This is a genomic window from Mariniphaga sp., from assembly GCF_041687215.1.
GTDB lineage: Bacteria > Bacteroidota > Bacteroidia > Bacteroidales > Prolixibacteraceae > Mariniphaga.
In genome coordinates, this window is sequence record NZ_JAWLCI010000022.1 from 16,496 (window position 1) to 33,694 (window position 17,199).

14 protein-coding genes are annotated in these 17,199 nt (G+C 39.4%); 6 read left to right on the top strand and 8 right to left on the bottom strand.

What is annotated here, in order from left to right; all coding sequences use genetic code 11:
• Positions 1 to 13 precede the first annotated feature (13 nt).
• Positions 14 to 829, bottom strand: coding sequence for a hypothetical protein (locus ACESMA_RS09685; RefSeq protein ID WP_372948602.1), 816 nt, complete (start codon positions 827 to 829; stop codon positions 14 to 16).
• Between the two features lie 72 nt (positions 830 to 901).
• On the bottom strand, positions 902 to 1,087 hold the full coding sequence (locus ACESMA_RS09690; RefSeq protein ID WP_372948603.1) for a Thivi_2564 family membrane protein: 186 nt from the start codon (positions 1,085 to 1,087) through the stop codon (positions 902 to 904).
• A 617-nt stretch (positions 1,088 to 1,704) separates the two neighbouring features.
• Here ACESMA_RS09690 and ACESMA_RS09695 point away from each other — a divergent pair.
• Both ACESMA_RS09695 and ACESMA_RS09700 read left to right on the top strand, forming a co-directional pair.
• A complete protein-coding gene (locus ACESMA_RS09695; protein ID WP_372948604.1) occupies positions 1,705 to 2,796 on the top strand; it encodes a hypothetical protein in 1,092 nt (363 codons plus the stop codon).
• A gap of 651 nt (positions 2,797 to 3,447) precedes the next feature.
• Entirely contained in the window at positions 3,448 to 4,026 is a 579-nt protein-coding gene (locus ACESMA_RS09700; RefSeq protein WP_372948605.1) for a hypothetical protein, read from the top strand.
• A 134-nt stretch (positions 4,027 to 4,160) separates the two neighbouring features.
• Here the strand turns inward: ACESMA_RS09700 and ACESMA_RS09705 are convergent, their stop codons facing one another.
• From ACESMA_RS09705 to ACESMA_RS09715, 3 genes are all read right to left on the bottom strand, one after another.
• Complete coding sequence (locus tag ACESMA_RS09705) at positions 4,161 to 5,117, bottom strand: calcium/sodium antiporter (RefSeq protein WP_372948606.1); 957 nt, start codon at positions 5,115 to 5,117, stop codon at positions 4,161 to 4,163.
• Between the two features lie 72 nt (positions 5,118 to 5,189).
• Positions 5,190 to 5,528 carry a nucleotidyltransferase domain-containing protein gene (locus ACESMA_RS09710; protein ID WP_372948607.1) on the bottom strand — a complete coding sequence of 113 codons (339 nt, stop codon included), beginning with the start codon at positions 5,526 to 5,528 and terminating at the stop codon, positions 5,190 to 5,192.
• Complete coding sequence (locus tag ACESMA_RS09715) at positions 5,504 to 5,899, bottom strand: HEPN domain-containing protein (protein ID WP_372948608.1); 396 nt, start codon at positions 5,897 to 5,899, stop codon at positions 5,504 to 5,506. Before ACESMA_RS09715 ends, ACESMA_RS09710 begins: the two co-directional genes overlap by 25 nt.
• Positions 5,900 to 6,435: 536 nt before the next feature.
• On the opposite strand from ACESMA_RS09715, the gene ACESMA_RS09720 reads away from it, so the two are divergent.
• The 4 genes from ACESMA_RS09720 to ACESMA_RS09735 are packed head-to-tail and all read left to right on the top strand — an operon-like array spanning position 6,436 to position 9,463.
• Entirely contained in the window at positions 6,436 to 6,921 is a 486-nt protein-coding gene (locus ACESMA_RS09720) for a T9SS type A sorting domain-containing protein (RefSeq protein WP_372948609.1), read from the top strand.
• Between the two features lie 6 nt (positions 6,922 to 6,927).
• Positions 6,928 to 7,572: a hypothetical protein gene (locus ACESMA_RS09725; RefSeq protein WP_372948610.1), complete on the top strand. Its 645-nt coding sequence runs from the start codon at positions 6,928 to 6,930 to the stop codon at positions 7,570 to 7,572.
• Positions 7,569 to 8,468, top strand: coding sequence for a hypothetical protein (locus ACESMA_RS09730; RefSeq protein WP_372948611.1), 900 nt, complete (start codon positions 7,569 to 7,571; stop codon positions 8,466 to 8,468). The genes ACESMA_RS09725 and ACESMA_RS09730 overlap by 4 nt, the downstream gene beginning before the upstream one ends.
• Positions 8,469 to 8,515: 47 nt before the next feature.
• Positions 8,516 to 9,463, top strand: a complete 948-nt coding sequence (locus ACESMA_RS09735) for a hypothetical protein (protein WP_372948612.1) — start codon at positions 8,516 to 8,518, stop codon at positions 9,461 to 9,463.
• A gap of 27 nt (positions 9,464 to 9,490) precedes the next feature.
• Here the strand turns inward: ACESMA_RS09735 and ACESMA_RS09740 are convergent, their stop codons facing one another.
• The 3 genes from ACESMA_RS09740 to ACESMA_RS09750 all read right to left on the bottom strand — a co-directional run bounded on the left by ACESMA_RS09740 (position 9,491) and on the right by ACESMA_RS09750 (position 17,155).
• Positions 9,491 to 13,462 carry an AAA family ATPase gene (locus ACESMA_RS09740; RefSeq protein WP_372948613.1) on the bottom strand — a complete coding sequence of 1,324 codons (3,972 nt, stop codon included), beginning with the start codon at positions 13,460 to 13,462 and terminating at the stop codon, positions 9,491 to 9,493.
• A 137-nt stretch (positions 13,463 to 13,599) separates the two neighbouring features.
• A complete protein-coding gene (locus ACESMA_RS09745) occupies positions 13,600 to 16,611 on the bottom strand; it encodes a M1 family metallopeptidase (protein WP_372948614.1) in 3,012 nt (1,003 codons plus the stop codon).
• A gap of 208 nt (positions 16,612 to 16,819) precedes the next feature.
• The gene (locus ACESMA_RS09750; protein ID WP_372948615.1) at positions 16,820 to 17,155 is read right to left on the bottom strand and encodes a hypothetical protein; all 336 of its coding nucleotides are present in this window, start codon (positions 17,153 to 17,155) and stop codon (positions 16,820 to 16,822) included.
• Positions 17,156 to 17,199 lie beyond the last annotated feature (44 nt).

Below are 17,199 nucleotides of genomic sequence, written 5' to 3' on the forward strand. Positions count from 1 at the left end.
TTTTCAAAAAACGTTAGTCCACATTCGAACCAATATTTCCCTGACTAATAATATTGTCAAATTCTGCTGCCGTTTGATAAATGTTAATGTACCCGTTGTAAACCAACCAGTTGTCGTAAGAGATATTCATTCCGGCGTCCAGTTCCCTGATGTTGGTATAACTTTTACCGGTGGTGCCGTTCACACTGTTCAATGTTTTTGTTACCGGCCCGCCACCTATGGTTGCCACCGAACTCAGGTTAATGGTTGCAGGATATACTTCTCCGGCAATAGTTCCTGCAAGGTTGAGGGTAACAAGTGTATTTCCGTTTTCCCTTTTTTCAAACATCGTAGTTCCCGATACTCCAAAATCGCCTATGTTTTCAAGCGTGTAAGTAACATTGGTATCAGTTATCACATTTCCTCCAATATCGCCCTGGGCCAGAATAACATTGGGTTCACTGCTGCTTTTCAGTACTTTAATAAAACCGTCGTAAGCTATTAACTGATTGTATGTTAAATAATTAATACTGGTGGTACTGGTTCCGGAGGCATCAACCGGATTGAGTTCAATTTCAATTGCACCCCCTTCGGCTACTGTATTCATGTATAATGCCGCCGGATGAGTACCCGAGGGAGCACCATTGAGTTTTAACGTAATGGTTGATTCGGTAATGCTTGTTTCAATAAATGTAGCTGTACCTGTAACACCCAGAACATCCTGCACTTTTAATATGTAACTTGTTTCTCTGGCAGGTTCGTCATCTTTTTTGCACCCGCCGGCAGGAATCAGAAAAAGTACCGCAATAACTATGGAAAGTGCGGCATATAAATTTTTAGCTTTAATCATTTTTATATGTTTAAGATATTTCCCGCATCTGGCGGGTCAGTTTTTTGTAAATCAGAACAGCACAAAATGCCGTTAAATTTGTACGTTTTGCAAACTATCCAGAACTCCAAATACTTTCAGCAGCCAAACCACCAAAATGATAATTACAACTGCATTCAGAATTCCTTTAACTGTTCGTTGCATGGGAATGTAGCTGTTAATCAGCCAAAGAATCACCCCAACAACAAGAATGACGATAATGATTGTTAAAATGGGCATAATAATAAATTTAATTTGTTTCTAAATCCTACAGCTTAAAGGTCAGGTTAATCCTGCTAAGAAGTATTACATCATTTTATAAAAGAGTTACATAATTCACACATTTGGCCAGTTAAACCACCAGGAAATGTATAGAATACCTGAATGTTTGATGAAATAAAATAAGGTTTATTTTAAAACAGAATGCCTTATTTTCAATGTATTATCCTATTGTATAACTAAAGCAGAAAGCGACAGCGTCGCGATAATATTTGTAGTACAAATGCTGTTGATTTAAAAAGAAGGTGCAGCGCACCACAATATCTTTTGTGTTGCGGTGCGCTGCGCCATCATGGGTCCCTTCAAATTTCAATCTACTCAATGTTTCAAAGTTGTTTGTTTTATGCGATTTCAAAATTTGTGTCAGGGTTAAATTGTATTGATCCGAAATACATTCATTAAATCGGTGTTTCAAGGCAAATCATTCCGGCCATTCTGTAAATACTGCCTGATCCATTGGCATAAATTCCGGTTTTTGAACCAGGACACATTGCTGCCTAAACATTAACCATCAATTAACAATCTCCTAACATACAGTGTCTTGCCAACATGTTACTTTGCTGAAAAATTGATTTGCAATGGCAGGTAAAAATAACATCAGAAAGCAAACCGGATTTATAGATGTTTTCGTAAACGAATCCAGTTTTTTAATTTTTATTTTGGTGCTGTTTGTAACGGCTACTTTGGTATATAACTCGGCACAGGCGGCCATGTGGTTTGGATTTGCCATTGCAGGATATTCCGTGGTATCCAACGACAGCATTCAAACCATCGGCACTTTCCTGTCTTCCAATTCCCATCAGAAATGGTGGGTACTTTGGTTGTACATCGGCGGATTGTTTGTTCTCACCGTTACTTTAAGTTTCTTTCTGTTTGACGGCGACATCAGTTTTCAGCGGCTTTCCACCAAAGGATTTAACGAGGCTCCCGTTTCATTCGATTTTCTCCAGATTGCCGCTCCTATTGTGCTTATCATCATCACCCGGATGCGAATGCCCGTTTCAACCACTTTTCTGCTGTTAAGTTCGTTTGCCACAACCGGCGGAGCCATTCACAAAGTGCTGGGAAAAAGTCTGAGCGGATATTTTATTGCCTTTGCTGTTTCCATTGTCATTTACCTGCTGCTTTCAAAATATTTTAAATCGAAATTTAAAGGAAAGGCGCACCCGGCCTGGAACATCACCCAATGGATTACCAGCGGGGCACTTTGGTGCCTCTGGATAATGCAGGACGCAGCCAACATTGCCGTTTTTCTTCCGCGACAATTGAACTCCACCGAATTGCTGGCTGTGATTGGAATTATTTTTATTGGGCTGGGCGTAATTTTTTACCAAAAGGGGGGCCGTATTCAGCAAATTGTGACCACCAAAACCGATATAACCGACGTTAGACCGGCTACCATTGTCGATTTTATTTATGCTGCCCTCATGGCATTTCACCTTGTTTACAGTACCGTTCCCATGAGCACCACCTGGGTGTTTCTCGGACTGCTCGGGGGCCGCGAAATTGCAATGAACCTGACAAAATCGAACCATAAAAGCCTGATAAAAACACTTCGGATTATCGGGAAAGATATTCTGCTGGCTTTCATCGGACTCGTTATTTCCATTGTTATTGCAATTGCAGTAAATCCGTTAATCAGGGAAGAAATTTCAGGTTGGTTTTCGTAAAAAAGAAATCAATAAAATCAACAAAAAAATAGTTGATTCAAAATGAATGACGTGTCTGAATTCAGCATAACTTTACACCGTGAAAAAAGCGTTTAAAATATCAGGGGCATTATTTGCGGCAGTGTTATATAGCATTGCGGTTTTGCTGTTTGCGGAAAATATAACTCCGCCGGTGTCTTCTGTTTCTGAAACGCATTTTGTCGGTAACCGTATTTTATTTGAAGATAGTCCTTCACCTATTTTGGGCGTACCGTTAACACAAAAATCCGGTATTAACCTTTTTAACGGGGCAACATACTCCGGTTCAGATTTTCAGTTCAAAGATTTTTCAGCTTATTTAAAAAACGCTGAAAAATCAATTTCATCCGAATTTATTCAATACGTTTTTCAGACTAAAAACTTTCGGGTACGACATCGAAAAGCCGATTTACTTTTTCCCTTCCATTATTTTTGGTAATTCGTTTTAAAACATTTATTGCTTTGGGCAAATGTTACTGCCGGATAAATTCCAGTGCCGGAAAAAATGTATATGATTTTAAAAGTACTCGTTTGATACGCGGCAATGTTCAAGTCCAGGCATTTACAGCATTCCAACAGGATGAATTCTTCCTGTAAAAATCATAATGTTTTATACCTTAAAAATACTTTAAAATGGATTTGGGAACAATTATTATAACCCTTGTATTTATTGCTATTGTGACGGTTCCATTTATTTTAACCGGTTACAGTAGAAAAAGAAAGAAAAAGAACCTTTTCCACCGGCTCACTCAAATGGCGGGAAACGAAGGCTGTACAATTACCCATCACGAATTTTGCGCCGATTTTGTGATTGGCCTCGATGGGATGGCAAATCGTTTGTTTTTTTATAAAAAAGTTGAAACCCTGGAAATTGCAAAAAGTTTGCATCTCAGGGAATTCAAAAGCTGTAAGGTTATTAATTCAAACAGGACCGTAGAAAACAAAAAGGAAAAGTACTATGTGGTGGATAAACTGGATTTAATTTTTTACCCCACTGAAAAAGGGGCACCCGAAATTTCAATTGAATTGTACAACGATGAATACGACAGTTTAACGTTAACGGGCGAATTGCAACTGGCCGAAAAATGGGAAAAGCTGCTAAACGAGCAGTTAAAATCTCCTCCGAAACCTAAAGCAGGAACCGATAACCGGCCCAATGTAACGGCTTCTTTACCAGCAAAACAGAAACCCCGAAAATCTGTGGCAGCATAAAATTGTAAGCCGGTAGTTTTTTAAAATTACCGGCTTTTATTATTTCCGGGGCCACAAAATTTGTCCTGAGCAGAAATTAATTTTTGAATATTTCTGAATCCTGCATGCATTATACCATTTTTAGTGTCAGTGTTCTACTGTATTTCTTTGCTAATCAAATATATAACATAGCCTACGTAAATCAGTAATAAAACTCCGGCTTCCCATCTGTCTAGTTTTTTCTTCTTTCCCGAAAACATGGCGATAAAAAGCAGTATTGTTCCTGCTCCCAACAGATATAAATCAAAATTGAATTTAGTATTAAAAGCAACTGGCTTTATTAAAGCACTTACACCCAGAATGTAATAGATATTGAAAATATTCGAACCAATTATGTTCCCAATAGCGATATCGTTTTTCTTTTTAGTAGCCGCAACAACTGATGTGGCAAGTTCGGGCAAAGATGTTCCTGCTGCAACGATGGTTAATCCGATTATTGTCTGACTGATACCCAGGCTTTGGGCAATCTGCACCGAGTTAACTACAACGAGCCGGCCACCTGCAACCAGGAAAATCAGGCCTGCGATTATAAAAATCCAGATTTTCAGGTTTGACAATTCTTTGTGACTGACTTCCGGCAGTATGCTTTCGTTTTTTAACTGCCGATACACATAGTAAAGAAATATGAGAAAGAAAATCAGCAGAATAATCCCGTCAATTCTTGTCAGGCTCTCATTTTTAGAAATAAAACTATTTGCAAGGAAAAACAGCAATAAAGTGGCAAAAAGTGAAAACGGTATTTCTTTCCATACAGTACTTGATTGAACGAACAACGGAGTAATTAATCCAGCTATTCCAAGTATTGCAAATAAATTGAAAATATTGCTTCCAATTATATTGCCAAATACAATATCTGCATTTGATTGATAGGCTGCAAAAGCATTGACAACAAATTCAGGCATTGATGTGCCAAACGCAACAATTGTCAAACCTATAGCCAATTCAGATATTTTGTATTTTCTGGCTAATGCAGAGCCACCGTTTACCAGCCAATCAGCTCCTTTTATCAGAATGCCAAATCCAAGAATCAATAATAGAATTTGTGTTATCATGTTGTTAATTTGTTATTTACAAAGATATGAAAGAATGCCAATGTCTTGAGGTGATCCGGTGGGCTTAAGTGTTTACCTGGTATTTGCCCGATTAGGTGTGGGCAATATTTCAATACTTTCATTACTTATCTCCTTGATAAAATCATCACCCTCATAATAATATTTTGTTGGATAGGGGTGTGTCTCAATCACAGGATATTTAATATTAATCTTTGAATATAGTTTTAAATTATCAAAAACATTATCGCTAAACTGGTCGGAAATTAATAACAAATCAATATCAGACCACTCATGAGTTGTATTTTTTGCAGCTGAACCAAATAAAAACACCTTATGAAAAGTCAGTCCATTTGATTGACAGTCCTTAATGAATAATCTTGCTGTATTTATTGCACTTTCTCTAGTAACCATAATCTTAATTTATTTGTTTCATCAATCATCGTTTTTGTAAATAACTCATTACAAATATTATGCATTTTTGTCAAATAGTCAGGGTATCTACCCTCTAATTGAAATCGGTTTAAACTCAACATGTATTCACTTTTATCATCATTCAATTCTAATGGGGTGGTTGAAAGCAAATGAATCAAATTATGAGTCCTGGGAGGTATGTTTCCCTCATTATGCTTAATCCATAGCGTTTTACATATTTTTTCAATCACCAGATGGGCAAAAAACAATGATTGTAAATAATTTCGACCTTTGAATAAAGTATAAACGGCAGTCCAATCGTCATCAGCTTGAATTAACCAAAAATCAATATGCTCGTTTTTTGTTTTCATTTATCAAAGATAATTCTCTTTTTTAATGAAATGAAATCTTTCGCTGGGGTTTTTGATTTGCTTACACCTAATCGTTTACATACTAATTTACCCAAAATTATAAACGAATACATTTTTTTGGCAACACTTTCCCCTAAAATGACAGGCAGCGTAAAATTTAAATGAGTGAGGTATAGCCACCTGCAGGGGAAACGGCACTGCTGGTATCGATTTGCCACGAAAGGATGGCTTTGGCGTAAACGGCGACAGAAAAAAACCCGGAAAGTCCGTTATGACGGATTGGTGCATATTGCCTCGTCGGTCTTTTCGCGACAAATGCAAACCAGCCAAAGGAAATAAGTTTGTAACTCAGGAAAAATAATTCTATTAATCAGTAATGACAGTAATTTATTTTTACATCCTGAGTGATCAGTTCTTATGAAGGCACATATCAGCAATTGATTAGTATTTATTCAGCATTCATTATTCAATTTACCGCTCTGTATCTATCTACCTTGCAAGGTCATATTATTCACTTTTTTGGTACATGCCATTTAATGAAAGTTGTAACAGTTCTCTTATGTATTTTTGTTTTATTCCTCTCCGTCGTAACTGCGAACGGACAAAACGGAATAATTACCTCGGGTGGTGACTTAACCGGTAACGGTGGTTCCATAAGCTTTACAGTTGGGCAAGTGGCTTTTACTACACAATCAGGTGTAAACGGTTCAGTAGCTGCAGGCGTGCAGCAAGCTTACGAAATATCTGTAATTACTGAGGCAGAGGATACTAAAGATTTACTATTAAGTTGCTCAGTTTATCCAAATCCAACAACCAGTTTTCTGTTTTTGCAAATCAATACTTTAAAGTACAATGATTTGGTTTATCAATTATACGATGCCAATGGCAAATTGCTGGAAACCCGGGAGGTTAAAGCGGAAAAAACTACAATTTCAATGTCGGAATATGTTTCTGCCATCTATTTTCTAAAGGTGATTACAAGGCGGGAAAATGTAAAAACATTTAAAATCATTAAACATTAACCGGATATGAAAAAAATCTACTTCATTTTTATATTTTCAAATGTATTGTTGATTTTATTTCAATTCAGGGTAGCTGCGCAGGCACCTGCCAAAATGAGTTATCAGGCAGTTATCCGCGATGAGAATAGTAACCTGGTTGCCAATTCTGAAATCGGAATTCAAATCAGTATTTTACAAACCTCCGAAACAGGCGCGGTTATTTTCAGGGAAACACATCAACCTGTTTCCAATGAAAATGGATTGGTAACCCTTGAAATTGGAAATGGAATAAATTCAGTTGGTCATTTCGATAGCATTGACTGGGCAATCGGCCCGTTTTTTTTGCATACGGAAGCAGATCCAACTGGGGGATTCAATTACACCATTTCAGGCACCAGCCAGTTTTTAAGCGTACCTTTTGCCTTTCATGCCAAAACAGCCGAAAGGATTTCCGGCTCCAATCCGAATCCCGATTCAACGGCACAATTTTTCGAAAAAGAACTCACCGATAACGAAAACAACATTGACTGCGGATTCGAGCTGGCATCCACTTCGGAAATATTTATAAACGGAATTGCTCTTCCTTCCGGCGAATGGTCGGGGGTTGGGACGCAAATATTAAAATTTAAAATACAAACAAAATTATTCGATAAATTAAAAGTAAAAAAATGAAAAAGTTAGTGATTACATTGAGTATTGTCCTGATAGGGTTACTGGGTTACTCGCAGGTAACAAGCGTTGGTGAATTCAGGGTTGCAACTGCAGCTACTGAATTTGGTGTTAATCTTCCTGTTGGAACAAAAGTGTACAATATTGAAACGGGTGATTATTGGGTGGCAACCGCTGGTGTTATTTCAACGGCAACCCTTTCAGATGCATCAACTTCGTTTACTAAATTAAACGATGCAGGTACTGATGACCAAACTGCGGAAGAAGTTGTCGTGACTGCAACAGGAAATCTTGCTTCAGAAAATGTTCAGTCCGCCCTGTTAGAACTCCAGGGAGATATTGACGGGATTTCAGACACGGATGATCAAACTGCTGCAGAAGTTGATATTACGGATGCGGACGGTGATTATACCAGTACAAACGTAGAGGGAGCTTTATCTGAAATTGGTGACTCGTTTGCGGCACACCGTACTGATATTACCCAAAATGCTGCGGATATTGCAACTTTTGAAACAAACGTTTCTACAGCTCTCAGCACAGGTACAGTAGATGGTATATCTTATGGAATTACTTCAGATGGTGGTGCTGATGATGTAATTTTAGCAGCCGCTACATCTTCAACAGCCGGTGTTATGGCAGCTGCACAATACACAAAACTGGATGGGATAGAAGCCGGAGCACAGGTAAACCTGACCATGATTACCGAGAAATTTGAAGAAGATGACGGAACAGCTTCAGCACATAGTTTGTCTCAAACTGCAGTTACTGCGCAAGGTGCAATTGTTACCATTAACGGAGTAACTCTGGCCCCTGCAAATTACACATTAGCAACAACATCAATAACAATGGGAGTGCCTGTTTATCAATATGATCAGATAGTCATTACTTACTTCTATTAGAAAGTAATCTATCTTTTTACAGATACAATCAGGATAAAAAAATCAGTATGAACAAAATAGGAGTACTTATACTTTTTATTGCCGTTTCACTTTCAGCTTTCTGTCAGATTTCGGGAACGAAAGCGGTACGGATCGCAAGTGCCAACACCATTTTTTCAGAGCCGCTTTCCGAAGGAAATATCCTGATTGATTTAGATTCGGACAAAACTTATTTGATACTTCAGGGAGTAGCAGGCACTGAATCCTTATCATCGTTAACGGTGAATGTTGATTACAGCGAAATCGCAAACATCGTTGGCGATGACTGGGGTTCAGATGTGGTAGTTAGCGATGCAACCCTTTCAGGCGATGGAACTTCGGGGAATTTACTGAAAGTTGATACAACGGTTATAGCAACAAAAAACGATTTGACCGGAGGTTTAAATGATGCAGCATTCAATAATGTTTCCATTGATACTTTAAACGTAGCAACATTATACTATCCAGATACATACTGGGACGATTTGCAGGTGAATATTGCTTCAGCAAAATTGAAACCAACAGCCGAACCTAAATGGATTGAATACAAAGGTGGCTATGTTTTAAGTTTTGAAAATAGCAGCTCTCAGGAACTGTATTTTACGGCTCAACTATCGCATAAATACAAACATGGTTCAGATATTTCCTTTCATCTGCATTTGATATACCCCGATGGAAACACTGGGGATGTGGATTGGACTTTTAATTACTCATGGGCAAATGTTGATGAAGATTTTCCAACTGTATCTTCAGAAACTGCACAAACTGCTTCGCCTGTAAATCAGGATAGCCATACAATTGGCCCCATTGCTAACTTAACAGGCACAGAAAAACAAGGCAGTTCAGTACTGATTTGTTCCCTAAAAAGAAATGGTTCAGCCACTGCTGACACTTATGAAAATTCAGTTTATTTAGTATCACTTGATTTCCATTACCAGATTGATAAACCCGGAAGCAATAATGAGATACCGGATTAAACTGCGTAATTCGGGTTATGAATTTTTTTATAGTTGTTCCGCAAGGTCAGGAATGTTAAAATAAAATGTAGAGCCTTTTCCCGGTCCGCTTTCAACCCGGATTTTGCCACCATGTTTTTCTATAAATTTTTTACAGAGGATCAATCCCAGACCGGTACCCTGTTCGTTTTGGGTACCCGGAGTTGTAATGTTCTGGTCAAGCTGGAATAACTTATCCATGTTATTTTTGGGTATCCCAATGCCCGTATCGCTAACAGCCACAACCAATCCGGTTTTGTTTTTTGTTGCAGAAACAGAAATTTCTCCTCCGGGATGGCAGAATTTTATAGCATTTGAGATCAGATTCCGCAAAATTGTACTTACCATCGCTTTGTCTGCATATACAACAGTTTCGGGAGGTACCACTTTATTAATCTGTACCTTTTTTTGGAAAGCAGCGTTTTCAAACATTAAAACTATTCCATCGATGAGTTCAGCAAAATTAAAAATTTCGGGAGAAAATACCATCCTGCCGGTTTGCGACTGCGCCCATTCCATCAGGTTTAAAAGTAAGTCCATTGCCCGTTTTGATGATTGATGGATTAAAGCTGCATATTCTTCCAGACTCTGGTAATTTTTCTCCTTCGCGTTTTCAACGAGCAATTCACTAAATCCCAGAATGGAATTAAACGGACTTTTCAGGTCGTGGGCAATGATGGAGAAGAATTTGTCCTTTTCAGCATTTATTTTTTCGAGATCGCTGTTTTTAAGCTTTACCTCCTCTTCAGCCTGTTTTCTGTATGAAATTTCGGTTCTAAGTCGTTTGGTTGCACTGGCAAGCTCCTCCGCCTGATTTATGGCTTGCTGGCTTAATTTGGATTGATACAGATGAGAAGCCAGGTTTCGAATTTGGGTTAACTGTTTTTCTATGAGCCACTTTGAGAATTTATCTTTTTCAACTCCCTTTGTTTTAACCAGATCAATCGCCGGGATGCTTTTTTCCAGGTAATCAACATAGTCATTTTCCATTCGTTTCAATTTGGCGGTTGCTCCCCAGTGCTGGTAACATATATACGCCTGTTTCCAGTAATGAAATGCCAAATGGTGATTTTCCTGTTTGAACCAGAAATCATACATCCGTTCATTTGCAAACCCCTCCCATTGCAAAAAATCGTTTTCCTGAGCCGCATCTGAAGCCTTGTTGTAGTTTTGCAGGGCTTCAGCCGGATGCCCTTCAATAATGTTCAGTTCGGCAGATGCCAGTAAATATTTATGTTCAAAATTTTCAGGACAGGATTCTGCCCAGATTCGCAGTTTTTTTATTCCCTTTTTTATTTCCTTCAGCCATTTTTTTTGCTCAGGTGCTTCCTTTTCAGGATAAAGCCGGGCAAGGATAAGTATCCGTGCAAAAACATGCTCTGGCCAGGGCAGGAGTCCCTGCGTTCCTACAGTGTAAATAATGGGTTCTGTTTCGTCTGATACAACAAGTGCATCTTTATAATTGCCAAGCATAAGCAACGAAAAAGTTTTCAAAACTTTATAAATACACTTCACCTGGATATTTTTATGTGCATCAACAGATTTAAGGTAATCCCCGTCGTTCTCGATTTTTTCTATTGAATGGGGATAACTGGTTGCCGTTAAAGTTTCCATTATTTTCAATCCTCCTGTAAACAGATCGATGGCCCACTGGTTGTGCCTGGTTTTGCTGAACTCCAGCGAACGTTTTGTTTCCAGATTAAGCGCTTCTAAAGAAACTCCCTGGTAAAACCGGCAATACATGTTGTGGCCGAAAGCATAGGCTGCATATTGCAAATTGCCCGATCGCAATCCGGTTTCATACGCATCAATGTAATCCTGCGAGCTGTATTTCAAATGTTTAAACCAGTGACGAATGGAGCTTCCAATCATCAGGTAGAAAACACTCTGTGCAGAAGGATTTGTAAATTTTTCGGTCATTAGTTGAGTGGCTACTTCTGCAAATTCTTTGGCAGAGGCATAATCATCTTCAACCCAGCCAAGCAATCCGCCAAAAGCCGTATGGCTGTACCCAACCTGCGGAATGTTCCCGTATTTTATTGTCAGTCCAACAACAATAGGAACCATCACACTCCAAAGTTTCTGGTGTGAACGATAACACGGCGGCCCCATGGTTATCAGTATTTTGCAAGCCGTTAACATTTCCGGGTTGCTCATAATCGGCAACTGGATTAACGATGAAATTTCTCTGTTTTTAAGTTGCTCTTTTACTTTAGCAATTTCTATGTCGCGTGATTTATCGTAATCTTTTTCAGGCAAAATTATACCGAGCGCTTCTAATGCAGATTTCCCGGCTGCAATTGCTTCTGGATAACGTGCCTGCAATGTATATTGAACAATTAGAATATTGTATGCTTCCGCTTTTTCAACTGCGTTTTGTGCGTTTTTAACTGCCTGGTGGACGCATTGTTCTGCAATTTTCTGATCGCCCTCCAGAAATTCGCAAACCGCCCGTTCGGTTAAATAATTCATTAACAGTTGATGGTTTTGTTTCCACATCCACTCAGAAAAACCTTTTTTCTCTAAAATTTTTTCTGCCCTGCGGTAGAAGTGTAACGCTGCCGAATAGGCAATTGCGGCGTAGGCTTTTCTGGCCGACTGAATGTTTAGCCTGAATAACTCTTCACATTCGCCGGTATTTTCAATTTGGTCTATCCCGGCATTTAAATCGTTAACAACCTCAAAGAGGCGCTCGTTTAACTGCCCCGGAGATAATTTTGCCAATAGTAATTTGCCTGTTTCAGATAAAATTTTGCTGTGGTCCTCCTCTCCAATCAATTGAAATGCCGCCTGCTGCAGCCGGTCGTGGCGAAAAACATAAAAATCAGTTTCCGGCTCATCCTGACCGGTGGCCCATTTCTGAATCAATTTTAACGGAATGGCAAATTCTTTGGCTTCGGGTGAGTTTAAAATGGATTTGCATTCTTCCAAATTAAAACCACTGATAATTTCAAGGTTTTTTACATGAAACCGGTTTCCCAAACATGCCGCCAGCGAAAATAATTTTTGAGTGTGCTGGTCCATTTGCTGAAATTTGCGCACAAATAAACCGACAACATTTTCAGGAAACTCACTTCCATTTTCCAGATCGGTTTTCCATTTCCATCTGGATTCCGATTCATTGAACCAGAGTAGTTTAAAGTCTGCCAAATAGTGTATGGCAGCGTGTACAAAAAACGGGTTTCCCAACGTTTTTTTATGAATAACGGCAGCCAGTTTTTCAATATCTTTTGCGGCAGGTTGCAACGTATCTTCCAAAATGTTTTGCACGTCTGATTGGGTCAGGTTGCTAACCTTTAACCGGTTTAAGATTATATTATTGCGTTTTAATTCTTCCAGTGTTGCTGTTAACGGATGGCTGGAATTTACCTCATTATCGCGATAGGAAAGTATGACCAGAATGTACCGTAATGTTTTTCCAACCTCCAGTTGTTTAAGCAGTTCCAGTGAGGCTGTGTCTGCCCATTGCCAGTCGTCGAGAAACAATACCAGCGGATGCTCCGGTTTGCATATTACATTTAAAAACTTTCGCAAAACATCGGTGAAACGATACCGTGCCTCCTGCGGACTGATTTCGCCAAGAGGAGGTTGCGCCCCAAGCAGCAGTTCAAATTCACTCACCAAATCGATTAATACCTGGCCCTGCGAACCAACGGCATCAAGAATTTCAGTTGTATATTGTTCGCGGATGAATTCATCCTCTGCAAGAATGATATGACAAAGTGTTCTCAGCGCCTGCCGAAAAGCAAAATAGGGGATGTTTTGTTGAAACTGCTCGAACTTTCCGCTTACAAAAAAGCCGTTCTCGTTTTTAACAGGTGTTTCAAGTTCCTGGACCAGCGCAGTTTTTCCAACGCCGGAAGTTCCCGGCACAGTTAATATTTCACCAATTCCTTTGGTTATTCTTTCGAATGATTCAAATAAAATTTCGATCTCTTTCTCCCGACCATAAAGGTTTTTAGGAATTTCTATACTTTTCATTTAATAAATTGCCCATTTGTATTTACGCAATTTCAATATTTATGTTAATACTAATTTATTCAACATAAAATAAGCTAATGAGTTCATGTAAAAATTTTTTATTTGGTTTGCTCTGATTCATACATTTTTTTCATTCTCTAATTTAAAAACAATTTTCCTTTGCCAAACGAATCAAGTGAGAAAACAAAACGAATCCTGTTTTTAAATGTTTCGGTGGCGGAGTCAATGTTTTTGGACACCAGCAACGGAACATAAATTTCGAAAATATTTCCGATACCTGTCTTTAAGCCTGCTTCAAAGAAAACGGGAGAATTGTTTCTGCTGCCAAAACCTTTATCGTTTAAAAGCAAATTAACAAAAGGTTTTACGGGCAACCGGCTGGTTTTGCCAGGCAAGCTGCTTGTTAAAGACAAGGAAACCAGCCCACAGCTGTAGCCCAGGCTGTCGTTTATCGGCGACACCAAACCGCCTTCGGAAAGGCTCATTTGCCGCGACCAGAAACTGGTTGGAAAAACCGCAAAACGATCGGGGTACGTTCCCTCGTAAAGATACAATTCACGGCCACTCCGTCCGCCGGGTGAAAAAGCGTAAAAAGGAATTTCCGAATCCTCTTTCAACATGATTCCTGCAAATAACCGGATATCCAACCCGTTATCTTGTCCGTAGTAACTAAGTCTGTAATTGAGTTCAACCGAAACTTTCTGGTGCGATTTCCCGGATTCAAAATCGGCCAGCAGGGAAAATGGATTCATCAAACTGTTCCGTTCAAACTGGTAACCAAATTGCAGGTAAGAATTCATTTGAGCTTTCTCCGACTGTTCAATCTGATGCAGGCTGGAAGCGGCAATGTAATTCCCAAACACTTTTTGGGTTATCGGGGAAGTCATGTCCCGGTTTCTGAAATATAAATCAACACCGGTTTTTACCTTTTGGTAGTTTTGATTGCCCGGCGCTCCAAATTGGGTTCCTTCCAAAGAAATAGCGGCGAGCCTGATAAATTTATCATAAGATGTAATATTGAAACTTATCTTACCAAACCCCGCCAAATCTTTATTGCCAAATGCATAAAACGGCATCACAAAATATTCCACAGGTTTTGGAATGATGAAGCCGTTGTGAAACGCCATCCCCAGCATAAAACCGTTTTCCCTGGACCAATTAACTGCCGGCAAATACATCAGGGTAAGTTTTTCGGGATCATCAACGGTAAAGAGGAGTTGGGTTTGAATGGGATCAGCCTTTGGGAAAGGACCGTTTTTTTGAATATTGTTGTTCATTCTGAAAATTTCGGGCATAACATGTCCGGGGTCGATTTTTATTTCTGAATAATCACCTTCGGGCAATTCAATCCATTTTTCATTCGCAAATCCATCCACCCATTTTTCGAAATAAATTGAATCTCCGGTCATGCCGGCTATGACCAGTGGTGAAACCAGTTCTCCCTCGTTTTTTACAAGCAGTTTTTGATTCTCCAGCCGAGCCATTTTATAGTCCAGCCGTTGGGTTGTTCCCAATAAATCATCGAAAAACCAGGTTAAATCTTTGTCGGTAACGTTTTCCAATACAATGCGCAAATCGTTGGGGTGGGGGTGCATGAATTTCCAATTTTGATAATATTCGCGCATGGTGGCATCAAAAAGCGAGTCGCCGAGTGAAGCCCGCAGGTAATTAAAAGCTGTAGCGGCTTTATTGTAAAGAATGATGCCATAATTCAAATCGCTGTATCCGGTTGCCGGCAGGTTGATGGGCTGCTCGAGGTTGTTGCGGGCCTGAACCAGCCATTCCAGTTCCTGCATATGTTCCACAGGCAAATGGTCGATGTTTAAAAAGCTTGCCAGTTTCCAGTTTTTAAAATAAACCTGCCAAAGTTTCTTGAGGGGGTATTTTTCCTTCATGTACCTTGCGGTAAAAGCACTTACTATTCCTTCGTCCAAGAACGGATATTTCCTTTCATTGGTGGCCACTGCGCTATAAAACCAGTTATGTAAAATTTCGTGGACAAGCACTTCGTCAAGCGAGTAAGCATCTTCGGCAAGGCCAATTACGGTAATACCCGGATATTCCATCCCGTAACCGGCGCTCAGGGCGCTTTGAACTGCTGTGAAACTTTCATACGGATAATCGCCAATTTTTTCTGAAGCCCATAAAATCACATCATTAACATAATCCAGGGCGTCTTTCCAAAGATTTGACTGCCGGTTGGTAAACATCGTCCAGGTGGTTACTTCCCTTCCCGAACCGGGGAGGCTCACTTTTCCTTTCATTACATTAAACCGCTTATCGGCAAACCAGGCAAAATCATGCACGTTGCTGGCCATGTAATGAAGTGTTTTTAAATGTTTTGATGAAACCGGGAAAGGAACACTCCCAATGTGCGAAGCAATTACCCATGAGGTGTCGGCGGCAAGTTTTTCGAGTTTTTCAATTTCACTTTGGTTTTGAAGGTTTCCGGTTGCACCTACAATATAATTTTCAGGCAACGTAATGTTCACCTCAAAACGGCCAAATTCGGAAAAAAACTCCCCCTGATCGAGATACGACATTTGGTGCCAGCCATTCCGATCATAAACTGCCGGTTTGGGATACCATTGCGAAATTTGATAGGATTCGCCGATATGGCCTAACCTTGAGGTCACTCCTTTGGGAATTTTTACGCGGAAAGGAGTCGTAATATTGATGGTGTCGCCGGATTTCAGGGGTTCGTTCAGGTCAATCCGGCAAATGTCGGGCTGGCCGGGCAATAAATTCCACTGAACCTGTCTGTCGTTTACTTTAAAGTCCAGCGAATCAATAAATCCGCGCAATTCCGGGTCATCGAACAACTTCGACTTCCCGTTCGTCCGGAACACTTGTTTGGCCAGAGGGGTGTTGTTATTTGAATAGCCATTGGGCCACAAATGAAAATACAGAAAATGAAGCGTGTCGGGAGAATGGTTGATGTATTCTGTTTTTTCGAATGCTTGAAGTTCGTGGAGACTATCCTTGAGCGAAACATTAATTTCAAAATTAACTTCCTGCTGAAAATACGCCTGAGAAGAGGCCAAATAAAATGTCAGGAAAACAAACATGGAAATGAAAAATACCCTCCGAATGAAAAAAATGCCGAGAGGTATTTTCAGGTTATTTTTTATTGAAAGGATTCCTGCCATGGTTTTTTATTTGGCGAAGAGGAAAATTTTAATTGAATCAACCTTTTGTCAAAAAACTTAAAATGTTTATTTACAGATGTTTTGATTCCCAAGGTGTCGAATGGTTACTAGAATTAATTTTCTTATATACAATTTCTGATATAGAATAAACAAAAAAAATTTGTGCATCCTTATAAAAAGGAATTGCACAAATTTTTTACTACCTCGATTAAACCAATAAAAGTACCAAAATGATAATTAAAAGAAGCGTAGCGCCACCAATGTAAACCGTTCCGCCGGCTTTTTTCACATCTTTTTTCATTTCCTTCAGCTCACTTTTCAGTTCGCTTTTTTCTTCACCTGTCAGGTCGCTTTTATCCATTTTACGGATTTCTTCAACACGTTTGGTAATACGGTCAATTTCTTCATCAGTCAGTTTGTTTTCCGTTTTCACGGGAACAGCCAATTTGTCTGAATCAGCAGTTTTGTCGTTTTTACTGGCGAAAGCTATTGTTGAGCTCAAAACAAACACCAGTGCAAACACGAAAAAAATAATTCTTTTCATTTTGTGATATTTAAATATTAATATATCCAAAGATACCGGATAAA

Coding starts and splice junctions, on each gene's coding strand:
- ACESMA_RS09685 (WP_372948602.1), bottom strand. CDS start 829: ATGATTAAAGCTAAAAATTTATATGCCGCACTTTCCATAGTTATTGCG.
- ACESMA_RS09690 (WP_372948603.1), bottom strand. CDS start 1,087: ATGCCCATTTTAACAATCATTATCGTCATTCTTGTTGTTGGGGTGATT.
- ACESMA_RS09695 (WP_372948604.1), top strand. CDS start 1,705: ATGGCAGGTAAAAATAACATCAGAAAGCAAACCGGATTTATAGATGTT.
- ACESMA_RS09700 (WP_372948605.1), top strand. CDS start 3,448: ATGGATTTGGGAACAATTATTATAACCCTTGTATTTATTGCTATTGTG.
- ACESMA_RS09705 (WP_372948606.1), bottom strand. CDS start 5,117: ATGATAACACAAATTCTATTATTGATTCTTGGATTTGGCATTCTGATA.
- ACESMA_RS09710 (WP_372948607.1), bottom strand. CDS start 5,528: ATGGTTACTAGAGAAAGTGCAATAAATACAGCAAGATTATTCATTAAG.
- ACESMA_RS09715 (WP_372948608.1), bottom strand. CDS start 5,899: ATGAAAACAAAAAACGAGCATATTGATTTTTGGTTAATTCAAGCTGAT.
- ACESMA_RS09720 (WP_372948609.1), top strand. CDS start 6,436: ATGAAAGTTGTAACAGTTCTCTTATGTATTTTTGTTTTATTCCTCTCC.
- ACESMA_RS09725 (WP_372948610.1), top strand. CDS start 6,928: ATGAAAAAAATCTACTTCATTTTTATATTTTCAAATGTATTGTTGATT.
- ACESMA_RS09730 (WP_372948611.1), top strand. CDS start 7,569: ATGAAAAAGTTAGTGATTACATTGAGTATTGTCCTGATAGGGTTACTG.
- ACESMA_RS09735 (WP_372948612.1), top strand. CDS start 8,516: ATGAACAAAATAGGAGTACTTATACTTTTTATTGCCGTTTCACTTTCA.
- ACESMA_RS09740 (WP_372948613.1), bottom strand. CDS start 13,462: ATGAAAAGTATAGAAATTCCTAAAAACCTTTATGGTCGGGAGAAAGAG.
- ACESMA_RS09745 (WP_372948614.1), bottom strand. CDS start 16,611: ATGGCAGGAATCCTTTCAATAAAAAATAACCTGAAAATACCTCTCGGC.
- ACESMA_RS09750 (WP_372948615.1), bottom strand. CDS start 17,155: ATGAAAAGAATTATTTTTTTCGTGTTTGCACTGGTGTTTGTTTTGAGC.